The organism is Rhizobium sullae (assembly GCF_025200715.1).
Taxonomy (GTDB): domain Bacteria; phylum Pseudomonadota; class Alphaproteobacteria; order Rhizobiales; family Rhizobiaceae; genus Rhizobium; species Rhizobium sullae.
Genome location: NZ_CP104144.1, coordinates 1859323 through 1878479, shown reverse-complemented (window position 1 = coordinate 1878479; position 19157 = coordinate 1859323). Strand labels below are relative to the sequence as shown.

At 59.3% G+C, this 19157-nt stretch carries 11 protein-coding genes and 4 pseudogenes; 5 read left to right on the top strand and 10 right to left on the bottom strand.

What is annotated here, in order from left to right; genetic code table 11:
* Positions 1 to 28: 28 nt before the first annotated feature.
* Both N2599_RS29615 and N2599_RS29610 read left to right on the top strand, forming a co-directional pair.
* Entirely contained in the window at positions 29 to 862 is an 834-nt protein-coding gene (locus N2599_RS29615) for a DMT family transporter (RefSeq protein WP_051336768.1), read from the top strand.
* The gene (locus N2599_RS29610) at positions 849 to 1724 is read left to right on the top strand and encodes a TIGR01459 family HAD-type hydrolase (RefSeq protein WP_051336769.1); all 876 of its coding nucleotides are present in this window, start codon (positions 849 to 851) and stop codon (positions 1722 to 1724) included. The genes N2599_RS29615 and N2599_RS29610 overlap by 14 nt, the downstream gene beginning before the upstream one ends.
* 151 nt (positions 1725 to 1875) lie before the next feature.
* On the opposite strand, the pseudogene N2599_RS29605 reads toward N2599_RS29610, so the two are convergent.
* Positions 1876 to 2016, bottom strand: a pseudogene (locus N2599_RS29605) (IS701 family transposase); the annotation flags it as partial.
* 300 nt (positions 2017 to 2316) lie between these two features.
* Here N2599_RS29605 and N2599_RS29600 point away from each other — a divergent pair.
* From N2599_RS29600 to N2599_RS29590, 3 genes and pseudogenes are all read left to right on the top strand, one after another.
* Positions 2317 to 2676, top strand: a pseudogene (locus N2599_RS29600) (phosphate acetyl/acyltransferase); the annotation flags it as partial.
* Positions 2677 to 2799: 123 nt separating this feature from the next.
* Positions 2800 to 3978 carry an acetate/propionate family kinase gene (locus N2599_RS29595; RefSeq protein WP_027512831.1) on the top strand — a complete coding sequence of 393 codons (1179 nt, stop codon included), beginning with the start codon at positions 2800 to 2802 and terminating at the stop codon, positions 3976 to 3978.
* Positions 3979 to 4105: 127 nt separating this feature from the next.
* Positions 4106 to 4347: pseudogene (locus N2599_RS29590) on the top strand (mechanosensitive ion channel family protein); the annotation flags it as partial.
* Between the two features lie 266 nt (positions 4348 to 4613).
* Here N2599_RS29590 and N2599_RS29585 read toward each other — a convergent pair.
* The 9 genes and pseudogenes from N2599_RS29585 to N2599_RS29545 form a co-directional block, all read right to left on the bottom strand.
* Complete coding sequence (locus tag N2599_RS29585) at positions 4614 to 5555, bottom strand: MarC family protein (RefSeq protein ID WP_245209305.1); 942 nt, start codon at positions 5553 to 5555, stop codon at positions 4614 to 4616.
* Positions 5556 to 5688: 133 nt separating this feature from the next.
* On the bottom strand, positions 5689 to 7008 hold the full coding sequence (locus tag N2599_RS29580; RefSeq protein WP_027512834.1) for a glucoamylase family protein: 1320 nt from the start codon (positions 7006 to 7008) through the stop codon (positions 5689 to 5691).
* Between the two features lie 4 nt (positions 7009 to 7012).
* Positions 7013 to 10921, bottom strand: a complete 3909-nt coding sequence (locus tag N2599_RS29575) for a GH36-type glycosyl hydrolase domain-containing protein (protein ID WP_027512835.1) — start codon at positions 10919 to 10921, stop codon at positions 7013 to 7015.
* A gap of 78 nt (positions 10922 to 10999) precedes the next feature.
* A pseudogene (locus N2599_RS29570) lies at positions 11000 to 11533 on the bottom strand (histidine phosphatase family protein).
* 16 nt (positions 11534 to 11549) lie between these two features.
* Positions 11550 to 14009, bottom strand: a complete 2460-nt coding sequence (locus N2599_RS29565) for a phosphoketolase family protein (RefSeq protein WP_084606633.1) — start codon at positions 14007 to 14009, stop codon at positions 11550 to 11552.
* A 354-nt stretch (positions 14010 to 14363) separates the two neighbouring features.
* Positions 14364 to 15056 (bottom strand): CBS domain-containing protein, encoded by a 693-nt coding sequence (locus tag N2599_RS29560; protein WP_027512837.1) that lies wholly within the window; start codon positions 15054 to 15056, stop codon positions 14364 to 14366.
* A gap of 653 nt (positions 15057 to 15709) precedes the next feature.
* Complete coding sequence (locus tag N2599_RS29555; RefSeq protein ID WP_027512839.1) at positions 15710 to 16645, bottom strand: HEPN domain-containing protein; 936 nt, start codon at positions 16643 to 16645, stop codon at positions 15710 to 15712.
* A 140-nt stretch (positions 16646 to 16785) separates the two neighbouring features.
* Positions 16786 to 17610 (bottom strand): IclR family transcriptional regulator, encoded by an 825-nt coding sequence (locus tag N2599_RS29550; RefSeq protein ID WP_051336771.1) that lies wholly within the window; start codon positions 17608 to 17610, stop codon positions 16786 to 16788.
* Positions 17611 to 17671: 61 nt separating this feature from the next.
* Positions 17672 to 18994: an MmgE/PrpD family protein gene (locus N2599_RS29545; RefSeq protein ID WP_084606634.1), complete on the bottom strand. Its 1323-nt coding sequence runs from the start codon at positions 18992 to 18994 to the stop codon at positions 17672 to 17674.
* Between the last annotated feature and the right edge of the window lie 163 nt (positions 18995 to 19157).

The following is a 19157-nucleotide window of genomic DNA, read 5'->3' as shown; positions in this document are numbered from 1 at the left end:
GGTTTTGTGGAGCACTGCGGGTCTCTTTATGCATATGCTTGCCACGCAGGCTTGGACGATCCTCTTTTGGCGCAGCCTCTTTGGTGCCGTCTTCGTTGGCGGCTTCGCACTCTTGAGGGGCGAGCCCGTCCTGATCTGGGAAACGCTGGCAATCGGCCGCCTGGGATTGGTCGCCTCAATTCTGTCGTCGGCAGCGATGCTGGCTTTCATTCCTGCCCTGCGACACACCTCTGTTGCAAATGTCGCGTTGATCTTTGCCACGCTTCCGCTCGTCATCGGCATAATTTCTCGGCTTCTGGTCGATGAACCACTCTCGGCGCGTTCAGCGGCTGCTTGCGTCGGTGTATTGCTGGGCGCGGCTGTGATCTTTTGGGGCTCCGCCTACGCGTCCGAGGCGAGCCTGGTGGGTGACATGCTTGCTGTTGTGATGACGGTCGCCATGGCGCTCATGGCGGTTGCACTTCGACTTTACCAGGGTCGCTCCGTCCTCGGCGTGGTCATGCTTTCGAACATCATGACGATGATCTTTGCTGCATTGATGTCGACATCCCTGACGGTGTCTCTTCGGGAGGTGGCGATCCTTGCTTGCTTCGGCCTGTTTCAAATGGCGCTCGGCCTGATCCTCTTCAGCGTGGGGGCTCGCAGCCTGCCAAGCGCTCAAGTCGCATTGATCACGACGTTGGAAGCGCCGCTTTCGCCATTATGGGTATGGCTGTTCTTTGACGATCGCCCGAAAATTCTGACTGTTCTCGGCGGTGCCCTGATCCTCTGCGTAATGGCGTCATACCTTTTTGCCGAGGGGCGGCAACCATCAGGCTCCGGCAATCTAGACGGGGACGCAAAGCGCGATGGTATTCGATAGGCCAATTCTTCTCACGGGCATTTCTGAGCTCTCGGAAGCCTACGACGGTTTCATCATCGATTTGTTTGGCGTGGTCCACAATGGGCAGACCGCTTTTGCCGGAGCAATCGACTGCCTTGCTCATCTTAACGCCCGCGGCAAACGCGTCGTTCTGTTGTCGAATTCGCCGCGCCGCAATCAGGAGGTATCACACCAGCTCGTCGGGATGGGAATTACCGACGCGCTCTATGACGCGTTGATCACGTCCGGTGAACTGGTCTTCGAAGCCTTATCTGGATCTGAAAGCGGAGGGCGCCCGCGATTGGGAAGTCGTTTTTATCATATAGGTCCGGACGAGCTATCAAAATTGCTGACCGGCACGGGCAAATGTGCCGTCACTGCACTCGAGAATGCCGACTTCGTCTTGGTCACCGGGACGGTCGAGGGTGAAACCCTTTCGGAAAGGGATGCGCTGCTTAATGCCTGCCATGATCTTCGGCTCCCAATGATCTGCGCAAATCCTGATCTTGAGGTGCTGATCGGCGACCGGCGCCTGGAATGCGCAGGCGCGATTGCCGCGCGTTACGAGACAATTGGCGGAAAGGCATGGTATTTCGGAAAGCCACATCAGCAGGCTTATGCAAAGGCACTCAGCGTTCTGGCGCTGCCGCCGTCTTCCGTAGTCTGCATAGGGGACGGATTAAACACCGATGTCCTCGGCGCGAATCGTTCGGGAATTGACGCCATGCTCGTGGCGGGCGGGATTCACAAGTCGGAATTGCGATCTCGTCAGGACGGTGACATCCATTGGGAACAGCTCGATGATTCGATTTATCTGCACCAAGCGTATCCTCGCTTCGTCACAAATTGCTTTTCCTGGTGAGGTCGCGAAGGATGTTTGACGGCGGCAGCGGACAAGCTTCTCGTCGGCATCGACAATTCGGGTATGTCATGAAATAGGAACGACCTCCGTTAGCATTGATCCGCCGGTGATGCCGAGCAAGCCGAGGCTCGTCCCAGGGAGCTCATGGTCTGGATCTGACGCCAAGAGCATGGTTCTTTCCCGCTTTGCGTAGGGTGCGTTCGACATCACCGACACCATAGACGGCATCCGCAGTGACAAAGGTGAAGGAGACGCCTGCCGAGAGCGCCCGCTCAATCATTCGCTGGCTGAGTTCAAGACGTTACAATGTGAGAGCAGTATTTCATACCGCTGATCGATGAGGCTGCGTCCCTTGCAGCGATTCCGGCACTCCTGCCGGCGGACACAGACGAGTAGAAAGGCCTTCGAGATCCTGCGCGAGGTGCTAGAGTAGTCGGGCGCCAAGGACGCGGCAGCCGAGCGCCTCGAACGCGTGGCCGAACTGTTTAGTCTCGGCACGGCGGACCTTGGCGGCGATCCCGATCGCTAGGCCAATCAGCAAGACTGCCCGCGCTCGCAGCACATCTTGATCGAAGCCAAGGGGAGCTTCCCGGTGACCGACCTGACCACGACGACACCTGAGCCATCCACGTACGACCACCTGATTGCCGCTGGTTGGGAGGTTGTCCCCGCCGTCACGGTCGTGGCGCATCCATGCGACCGGACCTCTCCGCGACGCGCGCTTGAAGGCGCCGAGAACAGACTGATCGTTCCCGCTCTGGCGGAGCGCCGGCTTGGTCTGAAAGACTACGGAATCGCCGACGCGCCGCATAGCCACGGCGCAGCGGCACAGGCGGTTGCGCTGATCCGAGAGGGAAGGGGCGAACTCGTCATGAAGGGCAGCTTGCACACGGACAAACTGATGCGCGAGGGCACGGCTTCCGCGACCGGCCTGCGCAAGGCACGCCGCATCCTCGCCCACGCTGACGCCGCGCGAGTCGCGCTCGGCGTCCGTGTACCGATCGTGCTGACGTCGCGTGTCGTGGCGGCCCTCGTCGCGGCCAAGCGGCGTAAAATAGAAGTGGCGGCCTGAGCTATGGACGCAATTCTTGTCATCAATGCAGGTTCGTCGAGCCTGAAATTCCAGATCTTCGAGATGGCGGATGCCAGCCCCAGGCGCTGCATTCGGGGCCAGATCGATGGTATAGGCACTCGACCACATCTACTGGCCAGCGCAGCCGACGGTACCGTGCTTGTCGATCGCCGATATACGCCAGACGTGGTCGACCACCTGCCGGCGGCCATCGCCGAAACCCGCGCCTGGCTACAGACCCTCGAGGGGTTCACGCTCCGGGCAATCGGTCACCGCGTGGTCCATGGCGGTCCGGACCACGCAAAACCGATCCTGATCAACCACGACATCCTGGACACGCTCGCCACTTTCCAGGAGCTTGCGCCGCTGCATCAGCCAAACAACCTGGCGCCGATACGGCTCGCGATGGAGATCAATCCGGATGTGCCGCAGGTCGCCTGTTTCGACACGGCTTTCCATCGCGGTCACGCCCCGCATACGGATTGTTACGCCTTGCCATCGACCTATTTCGAGCATGGCGTGCGCCGATACGGCTTCCACGGCCTGTCCTACGAATATATCGCCGACCGGTTGACTGAAGTCGCCCCCGGCATTGCGGATGGACGCATTGTTGTTGCCCACCTCGGCAGCGGCGCCTCCATGTGCGCGCTGAAGGAGGCGCGAAGCGTCGAGACGACGATGGGTTTCACTGCGCTCGACGGCTTGCCGATGAGCACCCGGTCGGGACAGATGGATCCCGGTGTCGTGCTGTACTTGATCGATCAAAAGGGCATGACCGCAGCGGAGGTGGCCGATCTCCTCTACAGGTCGTCCGGCCTGAAGGGCCTTTCCGGCATATCCGGCGATATGCGCGATCTTCTTGTCAGCGCCGACGCGCGTGCCGCCTTCGCGATCGATCACTTCGTCCACCGCTGTGGGCTGAGTGTCGGCATGCTTGCCGCCGCGCTCGGAGGTCTCGACGCTTTCGTGTTTACAGCCGGCGTCGGGGAGAACTCAGCCCAAATCCGCGCCCGCATCAGCGAACGGCTTGCCTGGCTCGGCGCCGAACTCGATCCCGCGGCCAATGAAGCGGGCGCGACTCTCATTTCCGCTCCGGCAAGCCGCGTTGCACTCTATGTTCTGCCGACGGATGAGGAACTGATGATCGCGCGCCATACGCTTGCGCTCATCACAACGTCCTGAAAGCAAACTCAGGGGTTGCACTTGGCGCCCTCGTCCATTCTTTTGATGCCGTAGACCTCGCCACTCGGATTGATACTTAAGCCTTCAAGAAAAAGGCGCGCTTGCCGCTCCAAATCGGATCTTGGCCGCACCGGATCTGAGGTTCGCCGCAGACACGCTGCTGCCACTGAAAATGCAGGGCGCCACAACTTCGGCGACTTTGCAATCGTACTGAAGCTCAAGCTCATGACCAAGCCCGGCGTGCAGTTTGCGATCAGGCGGCGCGCTTTCATAATGATTAAGAGGGCGCTCGACGAGAACGGCATCAAGTTTGCTGTTCCCACCGCCCACCAGGCTCAGCAGGCCGTGAAGGTTGTCGAGGCGGCAGAGGGAGAAGCGGCGGCCTGGTGTCGTGATTCTCTCGTGCGTGCGGGCGCGCTGCAGGCACGGAGCGCCTTCCTGGATGCTCAGATTTGCTCCCAGGGGCGAGCAGATAAGTCCACGCGCCATATCAAGACGGATGTTCCCCGTGACGAGGGGAGGACGTGAACTCTCAGCCGCTCAGCGCGTCACCGCGGATGAAGAGTATGACTGCTGCACCCACTTCCGAAAGCAGCCAGTGGGCTTTGCACGAGCCATACCCGCGAGCGAAATTTCTACCAGGCAATCATGCGTAAGCTATGCAGGATGACCTGCAGACCAAGAGCTGCCTGGGTTACCCCGAGCACCACTGCCAATACCTGAAGCGAAGTTCCTATCCACCTCAGAATGGTCTCTGCGAAAATCATGGCCACCCAGTCCAGCGCCAGGATCAGCAATACGATAGCAGCCACGGTGAGGCCTTCCGCTTTGCGGCCGCCCGCCAACGTCGCGAAAACGATTACCGCGGCGATACCATAAGGCGTGACAATCGTCGGAAACGCCAGCGGTGTAAGGGCCAGTCTCAGATCTGGCGGTTGGCCAGGCTCAGTCGGCCGATCCGGCAAGCTGACAGATTGCTGCAAGACGGTTCGCAAGGCCACGAGAAACAAGATGATGCCTCCGGTCATCGCCAGAACAGGCAGTGAGATTTCGAAATTCTCAAGCATGGTACGTCCAAGCAAGCCGGCGATTGCCAGCGCGGCCGCCGAAAAGAGGATCGCTCTCCTGGCCATCGAACGCCGAAAGCGAGGGTTGCAGTTGCTTGTGATGGCCACGAAGGGCACCAGAATCTTGATCGGGCCAAGCATCAGAAAAAGCATGAAGAACATTTTCCGCGCGCCGAACTCCACCTCCGGCGCGCCCGCTCCAAGCGGCGACTGCGCAAAGGATTGCATCGGAAAACAGGCGGGCAGGATCATCGCCAGAGCGAGGATTAGGAGAATCGATCGACCGGCCAGCCGCCGCCGCCGCCGCCGCCGCCGGCGTTTTTCATGATGGATTAATTGGCGCAAGCTGATAAGGCCGAGCGCGTAAGATAGGGCAGCCCCAGAGGTCATGTCCCGCAGCCACGTCAACGATGACCAGTCTCCAGCCAAGAGAGCGCCTTCCTTTCGCTTGAAGCCGAAAAGCCGGCTTTCGGGGTGAACGAGATAGCCGGCGATGCGCTGAATGAACATTAGAGCTCTGCGGTTCACTACAATCGCGATACGTTCGACCCCCCGAAATCGGGCGCCTCACCTGAAGCCCAACCCCTGCGTTGAAACGAGGGCGGCAGTCGGCTCTATCCGCGTGAGACGATACACACCCGACCTAGAGCCATCCCCCCGAAAAACCTGCTCGGCGCAATCCCGTCACGATGGGCTTGCATCGGCGCATGATGTTCCACAACAGACCGGTCCGGTAGTTTTCGATCATCAGCACCACCGGACCTTGGTCGATGCCAAAGTGATAGGGACTTACCCACCATCCGGTCGCACCATTTTCCACGGCATATGTCTGGTTGAACGACGGTTTGAAACCGTAAAGCCGCGTCATGCCGAGGTGCATCCGCGCAAAATTGCGCACTGTCGGTACGACGATCTCCGGCGCGAAGGGGAGCGAGGCGACAACGACCCAGGGCGCCACGGTCCCATCGTCGGGTCCGAAGGGGGCGCCTCGGGCAATGTAGTCGAAGAACTCCCGATCGACCCCATCGATCGTTCGCTTGCCCCAACCGGGTCCGTCGCAGGCGGTGAACCCCCAGCAATGCTTGCCATACCCAACAAGGTTCATCGGGTTGCGGATTGCGTATTCTTGCTGGACATATGTCGCATGCCTGCTGTTTTCGAAATAGTCGGTGTCATGCTGGCGCATGAACGCATCGCGGATGCCTCGAAAGTCGATCCACATGTGCGACAGCTGGTGGGTAAACAGCGGCCCCGAATACAGCAGCTCGCGGCCGTAGATATTTCGCCATTCGTAGGTTTCGGTGTAGGCGGCATAGGACTCGGGCGGCAAAGGGTGAGTTGGGGATCCGAGACCGATGATGTAGAGCAGCAGGCCTTCATCATAGCCACGCCACCTGTAGGGGATGAAGCCACTTTCCGGACGCCAGCCGTGCGTTAAAGTTGCACCGCCATCGCAGGCCCAGTTCCAGTCTGCACGCTCGTAAAGCGCCATCGCGAGCCGGCGGATTTCCACTTCGGCGGCCGTGTCGCCATCAAAGTAGGTGGCAACGGTCAAGGCGCCTGCGAACAGGAAAGCCGAGTCGATCGTCGACAACTCGCATTGCCACACCCGGCGCCCCGTTTCGATGTCCAGAAAATGGTAAAAAAAGCCTTTGTAGCCGGATGAATCCGGCTCCGGCCCCTGCGGGCATGCCATCAGGTATCTCAAGCGGTTGCGGGTGATCTTTGCCGCAAATTCGCGGATGAGGACGCCGCGTTCTACAACCACGGGGATGGTCGCCAGCGCCATGCCGATCGCCGCGATGCTTGCCGGTGCGTTCGGTGCTGTCTTGTCGCGCACCAGGCCGTTGTCAGGGTTCGTGCATTGGAGGTAGTACAAAAGGGTCGTGAATTGCAGCCGGCCGAGGTCCTGGTCCGTTGGCAGGCGGTCGAGAGCGGCGTCGGTCGAGAGCGTTTCGGGCATGACGCTAACCGATCATGACGTGGACATCGTGCGTCAGTCCATCTTCTTCAAGCGCGACCGTTCCATTCGCGATAGGTTCACCGTCCAGGGTGATGGAGTGCACACCTCGGCCGATGCCCTTCGCGTTGTCGAAACGGATGCGGTAGGTCGTCGATCCATATCGGTATATGATCTCATAGGCCGGCCAGCTTGCCGGAACGCATGGTTCGAACCGCAGAAACTGTCCTTGCTGGCGAAAGCCAAGGATCGCCTCGAGCGCCACACGATAAAACCAACTGGCCGCTCCGGTGTACCACGTCCATCCGCCACGTCCCGTGTGCGGTGGCGCGCCATAAATATCGGCGGCGACCGCATATGGTTCGACCTTATAGCGTTCGACTTGATCTCTCGTCGCTCCATGACAAATCGGATTAATTAGGTTCCAAAGCTTCAAGGCGAGATCGCCATTGCCTTGCAAAGCTGTCGCCCAGACGACCCAGGTCGCCGCATGCGTATATTGGCCGCCATTTTCGCGGATGCCGGGCACGTACCCCTTGATGTAACCGGGCTGCAGCACGCCTTCGTCAAAAGGCGGATCGAAGAGTTTGATCAGCTTGTCCTCGCTGCGTACAAGCCGGTCGTGGACCGTACGCATGGCCTGCGAAGCGCGTTCCGCATCGGCCTCGCCTGAAATGACGGCCCAGGCTTGCGGGATGGCGTCGATCTGGCATTCGTCGTTCAGGGACGACCCGAGCGGCGTGCCATTGTCAAAATAGGCCCGGCGATACCAGCCGCCGTCCCAGGCGTTGGTCTCAAGGGCTATGCGCAAAGCCTCGGCCCGTTCGCGGCACCACGCGGCGCGGCCTTGATCTCCGCGTGATGCTGAAATCGTGGCAAATGATTTCAGGACCGTGAGGAAAAACCAGCCGTTCCACACGCTCTCCCCCTTGCCTTCGGCGCCGACCTTATTCATGCCGTCGTTCCAGTCACCCGTTCCCATAAGGGGAAGGCCGTGACTGCCCAAACGGTAGCCATGCTCCAGCGCACGGACGCAATGCTCGTAGACGGTGCCGGACTGCTCGCTGGTCGCTGGCTGGTTGAAGTCTTCCTCTTGGTCGTCTCTCAGCAACGGTGACGTGATGAATGGAACCATCTCATCGAGGAGTTGAACGTCGCCTGTCGTGGAAACGTAGTGGTGAACGACAAGGGGTAGGAAATACAAGTCGTCGGTTATCCGAGTGCGCACGCCGATGCCAGACGGTGGGTGCCACCAGTGCTGGACGTCCCCCTCCTCGAATTGGCGCGCCGCCGATCGCAGGATGTGTGAGCGGGCCTCGCTCGGTATGCTGTAGACCAGTGCCATCACGTCCTGCAGTTGGTCCCTGAATCCATACGCGCCGCCAGACTGATAGTTGGACGTGCGCGCCCATACGCGGCATGCCAAAACCTGGTACAACAACCAGCGGTTCATCATCAAGTTCAAGCCCGCGTCCGGCGTCGAGACCTGAATGGCGTTCAGAATGTCATCCCACTGGCGGGAGACAGCCGACAGGCCCGCGGCCGCGCGAACGAGGTCGGCATGCTCCTGGACGAGCCTACGGACCTCATCGAGGCCGGCAGCCTCTCCAAGGACGAAGACAACCTCTCTGCTTTCGCCGGGGGGCAGGGAGATATCCACCATCAGCGCAGCGCAGGGATCCAGTAGCGGACCAAAACGTTCCGCCAGATCTATTCGCTCCAGGGCAGCCGGCTGAAACACGAAACCGTATTTGCCCAGAAACTCTGTACGGTCGGCCGTGGCCGACCTTGCCGGCTGACTGGCGCCTGCAAACGCCAGCTTTCCGGCAAAATCGCCGGCCCAGAGATTATTGGCTACGATCGCACCGGATCTGGCATCACGCTCGCAGACGATCCGCGTTGCTGTCTCTTCGCGCTGCGTCCCAAGCACCCACTCGACGAAATAGGTTGCGGTGACATGCCGAGCGCGGGTGTCCTCGTTGCTAAGCCTGAGGCGTATGATTTTGACCGGATCGTTCGGCGCGACCGATACCGTCAGCTCTTGATTGAGATGACGACTGTAACTTGCATACCGGCTGTAACCTTGGCCGTGACGAACAGTCACGACCGCACCGGGACCGAGCGGTAGGGGCGTCGGCGTCCAGACATCGCCGGTTTCCTCATCCCGCAAATAGAGGACCTCGCCCGGCGCATCCGTAACCGGATCGTTCGACCACGGCGTCAGCCGGTTCATCTGGCTGTTCTCTGACCAGGTGTAGCCAAGACCGGCTTCGGTTGTCAGACAGCCAAAATCGGGGTTTGCGATCACATTGGTCCAAGGCGCCGGTGGCAAGGCGGGGGCTCGGGGTTTGACCGCATCCACGCGCACGACATACTCGCGTCCGTCGGGCGTGAAGCCCCCGAATTCGTTCCAGTGCTGTAAATCCTCGACCAAGTCAGAATGTGGGGCTGCAGGTTGCCCGCTTACCCGAACGGCTAACATCGGCGAAAGAGGTGACAGAGCGGGGGAGGGCAGGTTGAGCTGATCGGCAAGTGTACCGCCGCTTCCCAGCAGGACAATGCGCGCTGCCGCGGCGATGGTCGCCACGTGATCGCTTTCGGTATCGGGTTCGGAAAGCACAAAGATTCCGCCAGGTTTGCCGATCATTTCGGCTTGCGGGCCTGACTGCAGCTTTTCAGTCTGTCGCTTGGCGCTGGCTGCACCACCCTCGTCGAGCAGCACCAGGTCGTATCTCAGGCCCCTCCGACCGGCAAAATCGTGGCCCATCGCCACTTGGTTAACGAAGGCATCATCCCTGTCGCCATTGGCTCGGACAAGCACGATCGGAAGGTCGCCGGAGATACCATGAGTCCACAGAGCGGTTCGATCCAATCGATCTCTCTGGGGCCCAGCCGCCTGCCGCATGGCCGGGTTCGCAAATACGACATTCCCGGCCAGCCGATTGAACAGCGAGACATCGTCAGACTTCAGGTTCGACGTGCGAAGCTCATTTTCGTATTTCTCTGAAGCTTCGGAGAACACTCGCTCGACCGTGTCGAACTTGGCATATCTTTCGGCGATGAGCTGCACGGCTGACTGGTCATCCGCAGCGCCTGTGACGAAGGCCACGCGTGCGTCGGCGCCTGGCGCCAGACGAACCGTCCGCCGCAGGCAGAAAATCGGGTCGAGGACAGGGCCAGTCGTTCCGGACAGCGATGCACCCGCGTCGAATACGACGGGATTGGCTGTTGTCCGGCCTCGGCCAAGAAATCTCAGCCGATCGGTTTCATATTGGACCGCTTGGGAAAGCGGTAGGGTCGATGAAGAAACGTGAACGGCCCAAGTGGCTTTCTCGCCTGCAGCGCGGGGCCTGCGACGCGCAAACAGGGTGCCCGTCGCCTCGTCGAACCGAGTTTCGACAAAAAGCTTGGCAAAGCCCGGATGCGACATGTCCGCGCGACGATTGTTCAAGCAGACTTCGGCATAGCTTGTCAGTTCGAGGGTTCGTTCTCGTGCGCCATGGTTCGTAACTGTAAGCATGCGCACTTCTGCATCCACATCGGCTGCGACACAGATTTTCCAGAAGATTTCGATGTCACCGGCATGACATCGAAATTCGACCCTGTCTCCATGAAAGGCGTGCTCGTAGACATTCGAGGGCCGAAATAAGGGCTGCTTTCCGATGGACCAGAGGTCGTTGTCGGTCAGATCCCGAACGTAACAAAATTGGCCCCAGCAATCGCGGGTGCTGTCCTCGCGCCACCGGGTAATGTCGAGGCCTTGCCACATTCCGTAACCGGCCCCGGCGGCTGTGACCAGCACACCGTACTGATCGTTGGAAAGCAACGCGACCGCGGAGCTCGGATTCGCCAGCTCCGCGTCGCTATCGTGTCTCGCCGCCTCGGGCGTGCTGTGGCCGTGAATTGATTTTACCATCAACGTTTTCCCCTTCAGAACGACGACACCCGCTTCGAAAGCACGACCATCACCAACTGCCGGCAGCTCTCCCGCACACTACTCAGAGACTTGTCCATTCCAGACCCTCACTGCGGGTATCTCGTGGTAGTAGGTGAGGACGCTCACGTGCCGGTATTCAGGAGAAAATGCTGTCCGGCACGCGGTGGCAGGCCAATCCATCGCGCTGCAAGCACGCGCAGCCGCAGCCTGTGCGCGCGCCACGACTTGATCCACTCGAGCACCCACTTGCCTCGGCGTCTCGCCTCCGGGGCATCCATCGCGGAAAATCAACCAACCCGGTCTTTTCGCCTGAATTTGCTGGGGCATCAGGCCCTCATATTCGCCGTAGTTCCACTCCATCAAGCCCGGATCAATGACGGCCTCGGCGCCGAACCCCACCAAGTCACACGTCTCCCGTGCCCGCTGCAGCGGACTCACAAGAACGAGCGCGAACGGTTGCCGAGCCAACAGCGGCCGCATCCGTTCCGCTTGTCGTCGTCCGTTGTCCGTCAAGGGGACTTCTGTCGTGCCCGTGTGTTGCCCGCTCAGGCTCCACTCGGTCTCCCCATGCCTGATCACGAATACTTTCACGTCCAGCCCTCCTGGCTTAGACGTTGTCTGCCTCTGTCGATCGCAGCTCTCCCAAGGCCGCCGACTGTCCCCACATCCAGCCCGAGATTCCCGGCACGTCGTCGCCATATTTTTCGATGTGCTGCCGGTGTTCGATCAGCTTGTGGTGAATTGCCTGTTTGAAATAGGCAGCGCGCGCACCCAGTTGCGGCAGCCGGTCAATCACGTCCTCGACCAGATGGAAGCGATCCATTTCATTCAGCACCACCATGTCGAACGGCGTCGTCGTCGTGCCTTCTTCCTTGTAGCCGCGGACGTGCAGATTGCCGTGGTTAGTGCGGCGGTAAGTGAGCCGGTGGATGAGCCAAGGATAGCCATGGAAGGCGAAGATGATCGGCTTGTTCTTCGTGAACAGCGCATCAAAATCGCGATCCGACAGTCCGTGCGGATGCTCTTTCGGCGGCTGCAGCTTCATCAGGTTCACGACGTTGATGACGCGCACCTTCAGCTCCGGCAGGTGCTTCCGGATCAGATCGACTGCCGCAAGCGTCTCGAGCGTTGGAACGTCGCCGCAGCATGCCATCACGACGTCAGGCTCGGTGCCCTTGTCGTTGCTTGCCCATTCCCAAATGCCAAGGCCTTCACTGCAATGCTTGATGGCCTGATCCATCGTCAGCCACTGCGGGGCAGGCTGCTTGCCGGCGACAACGACGTTGACGTAGTTGCGGCTGCGCAGGCAGTGATCGGTCACGGAGAGCAGCGTATTGGCGTCCGGCGGCAGATAAACCCGGACGACATCTGCCTTCTTGTTGACCACATGATCGATGAACCCTGGGTCTTGATGGCTGAAACCGTTGTGGTCCTGCCGCCAGACGTGGGAACTCAGGAAGTAGTTAAGCGAGGCGATCGACCGCCGCCATGGGATCTCGTGGCAGACCTTCAGCCACTTGGCGTGCTGGTTGAACATCGAGTCGATGATGTGGATGAAGGCTTCGTAGCAGGAGAAGAAGCCATGCCGGCCGGTTAGCAGGTAGCCTTCCAGCCAGCCTTGGCATTGATGCTCGCTGAGTACCTCCATCACCCGGCCGTCGGGCGCCAGATGATCATCCTCCGGATAGATCTCCGCCATGTAGCAGCGGTTGGTGACTTCCAGCACATCCTGCCAGCGATTGGAGTTGTTCTCATCGGGGCTGAACAGGCGGAAGTTGTTGCTCTCCATGTTCATCTTCATGATATCGCGGAGAAACGCGCCCATCGTCCGCGCCGACTCGGCGATGGTTGCCCCGGGGCTCGGCACGGATACCGCGTAGTCCCGGAAGTCGGGCATCTTCAGGTCCCGCAGCAGCAATCCGCCGTTGGCATGCGGGTTGTCGCTCATTCGCCGATGCCCCGCCGGGGCAAGCGTTGCCAGCTCCGGTTTGAACCGGCCTCCGTCGTCAAACAGTTCCTCGGGGCGGTAGCTCTTCATCCATCCTTCGAGAATGCGGATGTGCTCTGGCTTGTCCATGTCGCCCATCGGCACCTGGTGCGACCGCCAATAGCCCTCGGACTTCTTGCCGTCTATCTCAGGCGGGCAGGTCCAGCCCTTGGGTGTGCGGAAAACGATCATCGGCCACATGGGACGTTTCACGTTGCCTCTGGTGCGCGCATCCGCCCAGATTTCCTGGATATCAGCCATTGCGGTGTCAAGTACGCCTGCCAGTTGCTGGTGCACGCTCGCGGGGTCATCGCCCTCGACGAAATACGGTGTGTACCCCATGCCTTCGAAAAATTTTCTCAGCTCGTCGCGAGGAATGCGGGCAAGGAAGCACGGGTTGGCGATCTTGTAGCCGTTTAGGTGCAGGATCGGCAACACGCACCCGTCGCGAGCGGGATTTAGGAACTTGTTGCCATGCCAGCCTGTCGCAAGTGGCCCCGTTTCGGCTTCCCCGTCGCCGACAACGCAGGCGACAATCAGATCTGGGTTGTCGAACGCCGCGCCGTAGGCGTGGCTGAGGGCATAACCCAGTTCGCCGCCCTCGTGGATGCTGCCGGGTGTCTCCGGAGCAACGTGACTGGGGATGCCGCCGGGGAAGCTGAACTGTTTGAACAGCCTTCTCATGCCTTCCGTGTCTTGGCCAATGTTGGGGTAGACTTCGCTGTAGGTGCCTTCGAGATAGGCATGTGCGACCAGCGACGGTCCGCCATGTCCCGGTCCAATAACGTAAATCATGTCAAGATCATCGCGTTTGATAACGCGATTGAGGTGAACGTAGAGCATGTTCAAACCTGGCGACGTGCCCCAGTGACCAAGCAGCCGTGGCTTTATGTGCTCGCGCCTTAGCGGTTCTTTGAGCAGCGGATTGTCGAGAAGATAGATCTGGCCAACGGAGAGGTAGTTCGATGCCCGCCAATAGGCATCCATTGACTGCAATTCTTCCGTCGAAAGGGGGCCGCCCGTTGGCATGTTCTCGTTTACAGCGCCCTTTGCATCTCGTGCCGTCTTGAGCGAAACCATGGGTACCTCCTCCTCTGAGCCCAGATTGCTACGGTAAGATCTTCCACGGTGAGAAATCGTCGATTTTTTTAACTGGCTAGCGACTGAGGTGAACGCCCCGGCATGGCGGAAGGGATGCTGGCGGCAAGGCACAATCCGTAGCGCGGTCGTTATCGACCGATTATTTGCCACATGCAGCGTGTTTGGACATCAGCCTGAAACGCTGGCGCGCTCGTGACTATCCCGCATGCCTCTGTTTCCTATGCCCCGCTCAGCTCTCCAAAACGGCTTCGTGCCAAGCCGCAAATATTCAAGCGTGCTAATATTCGCACAAAATGCATCCGAAGCACAGTTAAAATCGAAGGTACTTGAGGTTTAATCCGAAGGCGTGATGGCAAATCCTTTCGGATCTTCGGAGAAGTGCTCAACCACTCCTCTCACGCCGCGAACACTTTCGGCAGCAACGCGCGCCGCCTTCTTGCACTCTGCCGTGTCAACGTTTCCCCATAGGTGAGCCACACCGTCGGTTACGGCTACGGTCACGTCTTTTCCGAGAAGACCCGTATTTTCGCTGAGCCGTATCGCAATGCTGCGACGGATGGCTTCGTCACCTCGCGCGGTTTCGTCTAGGTCGGCTGTGACAATCACTTTCAGAAGATCTGCACGACTGATGATGCCGACCAGCACGCCCTCTCTCATCACGGGAATGCGCTTGATGCCATGCTGCTGCATCAACCCAGAAACCTGCCCAAGCGACGCGTCCTCTTCCACGACCACTGGGTCGCGGCTCATGACGTCAGCAACCCTCCACGCGTTACTCTTAACGTAAGCCGTGGCTTTCTCCTCGGCGGTAAGTGCCGACGTTCCGAGTTCGGCAATGGCTCCCCGCCCTAACTCCGTTCTGCGCAGCAGATCACCCTCACTGATGATCCCGACGAGGCAACCCGCATCATCGATGACCGGAACACCACTAATGTGATTAATAAGCATGACCTCGGCGGCTCGCCTGACACTGTTATCCGGTGATACCCCGACAACCTTTGTGATCATCACATTTTTTACTAGCATCACCGCTATGACCTCCCCCTGAGGGCACCGAGGATGCAACAAGATAAACCTGGTGCGGGTGTTCGACAACCAATTTACCGGCTTTTGTTGCGGCTGTGCCTCAGGTCCGGTTCACCACCTCCACGTCCACCCGCCATCCTCACCGCATTCCAAGACAGCGTCGTGGCAATCGCGCAGGGCGTCGGTTTCCGCTTATTGATGCTGTTGATCGAATTTTCGGAAAGTTTCCGCATGATCCTATGAAGTTGTTCGAGACCAAGTGTCGTGTCGATTCGATCCAGGAAAGCGAACCGCGGCGCGGCGAGAAGAATTACCGACGAGTGCAAGGAGTTGTTGCTCCTGCAGCAAAGCAACATTTCCCAGTCGTTGCTGCGCCAGATTCTCGTGCGCAACGAGCGCGCATGGCAGCCAGAGCTGCAAGATCAGACCGGAACGAACGCAAGAATGCCCCTCAGAGAATCACGACGTGATCAAAATTCTCTGCAAACTAGGATGGTGGAAATGAAGAATGCAACTGGGTTCTTTCCGGTAAATAAAATCTCAACGTGTATGTGACAAACATGCGATGAAGCCTGTGGAGGAAGGAGCGGTTCAGTCGCCGACGTAACGATTGATGCTTCGCAAGCGTCTGTGAGATCGCCAGCCGCTCGCCGTCAGGTGCGGAGACGCTCCTTGCAGATATCCTCAACGAGCGCCTGCAAGTCCTTCACGTGCGTGACAAGCCACTGCAGCTCTTCATTGCTGATTGCGTATTTCGACGAGTACCGCGCCTCGACGTAAGCCCGCGACAAAAGCTCAAAGCAGCGGCGGGCAAAGCGGGTATCGCGCGGCCAGGCGGCGACCAGCCGCGCATCGGCGCTTTCGGCTTGCGAGCGCAGCACCTTGATGCGGTGCGATTTCGGACTGTATAGCGTCAGAGTCAGTAAGACGCAGTGATATGCTGTCTCCGCCGCCTGGTGGAGATTGAACGCTGCGTGGCGCAGCACGTGATCTTGAATACTTGTCTCCGCAAGCTTCACTGAGTGTTGCGATAACGGAAACCACTGATCGAAATACCGCTGTGCCTCGGCCTTTGCCTCCTCCGGTGTCAGCGCCTTCGGCTGGGCGAGGGGATGGCCGGGCTCCTCGTAGAGCACGATGCCGTCTTTGGCGATATCGGTAAAGAACGGTCGGCCGCGTGCCAACTGGTCGTTGACGTCCGAGAGGCAGTGCACGATCGGGATAACCGGTGTTTCGATCCGGTGGCTGATCTGCTCCTGCAACAGCCGTTCTTCCAGCGCCTCCCACAGCTCATGCTCTTCGGCAAAGCTCTTGGTGTTGACGACGATCAGAAGGTCATAGTCGGAGCGGTAGCCGCTTGAGCGATCCTCAACCCAGTCGCCGCGGGCGTACGAGCCGTAGAGCATCACCTTGAGCACCCTGCCGGCCGCCTTTTTTCCGGACAGCTTGGTGGCACGGAACTGCTCGACCTCGAAAAACAGGATCTGCAGAACCCGGGCAAGCTCGCGGCGCTTCTTGTCGGGCAGGTGGTCGAGATGGTCTGTCAGGGTCACTGCCGCATCAAAGCCTTCGGTGGGAATCGTGTCCATCGTAGCGGGTCGTGGGTTGTTGCGCATATAAACTCTTTACGAGAATCGCATATTTAATGCAACCTGAAAACTAGACAGCAGCAAATGCCGTAACTGGTCCGTATGGCTGCATGCAACCCGTGAAACCTCGTCCGATTCTCTCACCTTCCGCCCATTGGCGCTTCGGCACCGCCGAAATAGGGTTCATCAAGCGGATTTAGCGAGGCTTCGATCTCACGGACTTCTTGCTTTAGCATATTGACGAGCTGCGGGAGCCGCTCCGGAGTTAAACGGGCGCTCGTCAAATTGATGGCAAGAGCTGCAACTGCGTCGCGCTTAGGGGGAAGTATGGGAACGGCAATTGCCGAGATGCCGGCCACAAGCTCCCCTTGGTCGACCGAGTAACCTTGCTTCCGAATTGCCACCAGCACTTCCCGCACCTTAGCCACGCTTAAATGGCTGTAATGACCATAAAGCGGCGCATTGGTCGCAATGACCACATCAGCTTCCGGTGGCGGCAGGAAGGCCAGGATCGCCTGGCTCGCCGGGCCGACGCCCATCGGGATCTGCCCGCCGATGTGACCGGTCAGGCTGTCGATGACGTAGGTTCCCTGCTGGCGATCGACACAGATGGTATTAAAACCCGCCCGCGCCATTAGGAAGACCGAATCCCCCGTGGCTGCCGACAGGCGCATGAGCGCCGGGCGCGCGACCTTGCGCAGTCCGGTTCCATCCGCTGCGGTCGCTCCTAGGGCAAAAAGCGCGAGACCGAGGCGGTAACGGCGCGTCTCCCGCTCACGCTCGATGAGGCCATGCCGTTCCAAGGCGCTGACAATGCGGTGGGCCGTCGACTGCTTCAGTCCCATGACCTCCGCTATCGTCGCCATATTTGCACCGGATTGGCCGGCATCACCAAGGAACTTCAAGATCGCGACGCCCCTGTCGAGTAGTTGTGTACCCGTTGCCGCGACCTCTTCCTTTGCCATGCTATCCTCGTCCGATGATGTCTTCTTGACTCCTATAGCAAAAGCGGCTCGGCGCGCAAAACTACAACGCGAACTCGAGTGCCGCGAATAGCTCCTTCAGGTTCGCACTGGCATCTAAGGCGGCTATGGCTTGTTTGATAATCTGCATTTGACCAGGGCGCGCTGGTGATAGATGGCTCAGATGATCGAATTTTGCCTCCAGGTCTGCCAGTAAGAGTGGGTTTGCCGGTTCGCCGAGTGGCGTGATAACCTCTTGAGTATATTGACCGACGCTTGTCGTCAGAGTCACACGCGACGGCGTCGACTCGGGAAAGGATCGGCTGTAGTCTTCCGCTGCGGTCAGCCGGACTTTTCGCGAAAGCGCCAACACTTGGTCGTCAACCAGGTGGCGGTCGTCAAGTGGCAACAGAGACACGGGACCGTGAACCAGCGCGAGCGCGATACAGAATGGAATGCTATATTGTGCCGCTTCGTTCGTTTCCGGTTCACATTGGTTCGGAAGCGTCAATGCGCGTTCGAATGTTTCGACGGTTATCGCCTTGATATTTTCAGACGCCAATGAATGCGTCCGCTTGATTTCAAGTGCCGCATCGATCGCTGCGTGCGCCCAGCGGCAGCAGCTATACCGCTTGAAATAGACCTGACCTATGGTCCAGTCCCGCCCGAGCCGACCGGTGAGCTTCAAGTGATCATATTGTGCCGGTTCGTCAAGGATGTCCAACGGTCCTCGATGGCCATGAGCTGCCAATGCGACCGCTTTCAATGCGTTGGCAGTGGCCCACGGAATGCCCTCTTTGACGGTGTGACCAGAGCGCGTCCAGCCGGTTGCGGATTGGCTGGTCGACGTCTGTCCGGCAATTGCCATGGCATGGGCGATCGACGATGCAGGAAGACTTTGAAGCCAGGCAGCGGCCGCCGCGACACCATAACCGCACCAAAGGCCGCTGTCGGTTGTGCGCAGGCCGCCGATATTTCGAGACGCAGCAACCCTGATGGCAACCTCATAGCCGAGCGCAATAGCAGTGAGAAGCTGATCTGCATTGCAGGCAACGGTCTCGCCAACCGAAAGCACGGCTGGAATGATCGCAGCGCCCGGATGTCCTGCTGCCCCTCGATGGCCATCGTCGAGGTCCAGCGCAGCGGCATAGGTGGAATTCGCGAAGGCCGCACCGGCTGTCGGCAAGCGTCGCGTGGAAAACCATAGGCCCGCTGGTCCTTCTCCCCATAATTCCCGCGCCGCATCGCGAGACGCCGATCCGGCCGGGGTGGAAGCTCCGGCGGCGGCGACGCCTATCAGGTCCAGCAGCGCCTTTTGCGCGGCGTTGAATGCATCAGGTGCCGTGGTGGTGGCATGGCAGAACTCCGCCAACTCCGTGACAATCATTTTCAATGAACACTCCCTCTTAAATACTACCTGAAGGCGTGCCTAAGTTTAAGGCACGTCATGATTTATCTCACCATTATACGATAGTGTGTGTAATTGACATCCACAATATGGGAAAATATCTTTGAAGCACATTCATTATCGACGGACCACCGAAAAGGCT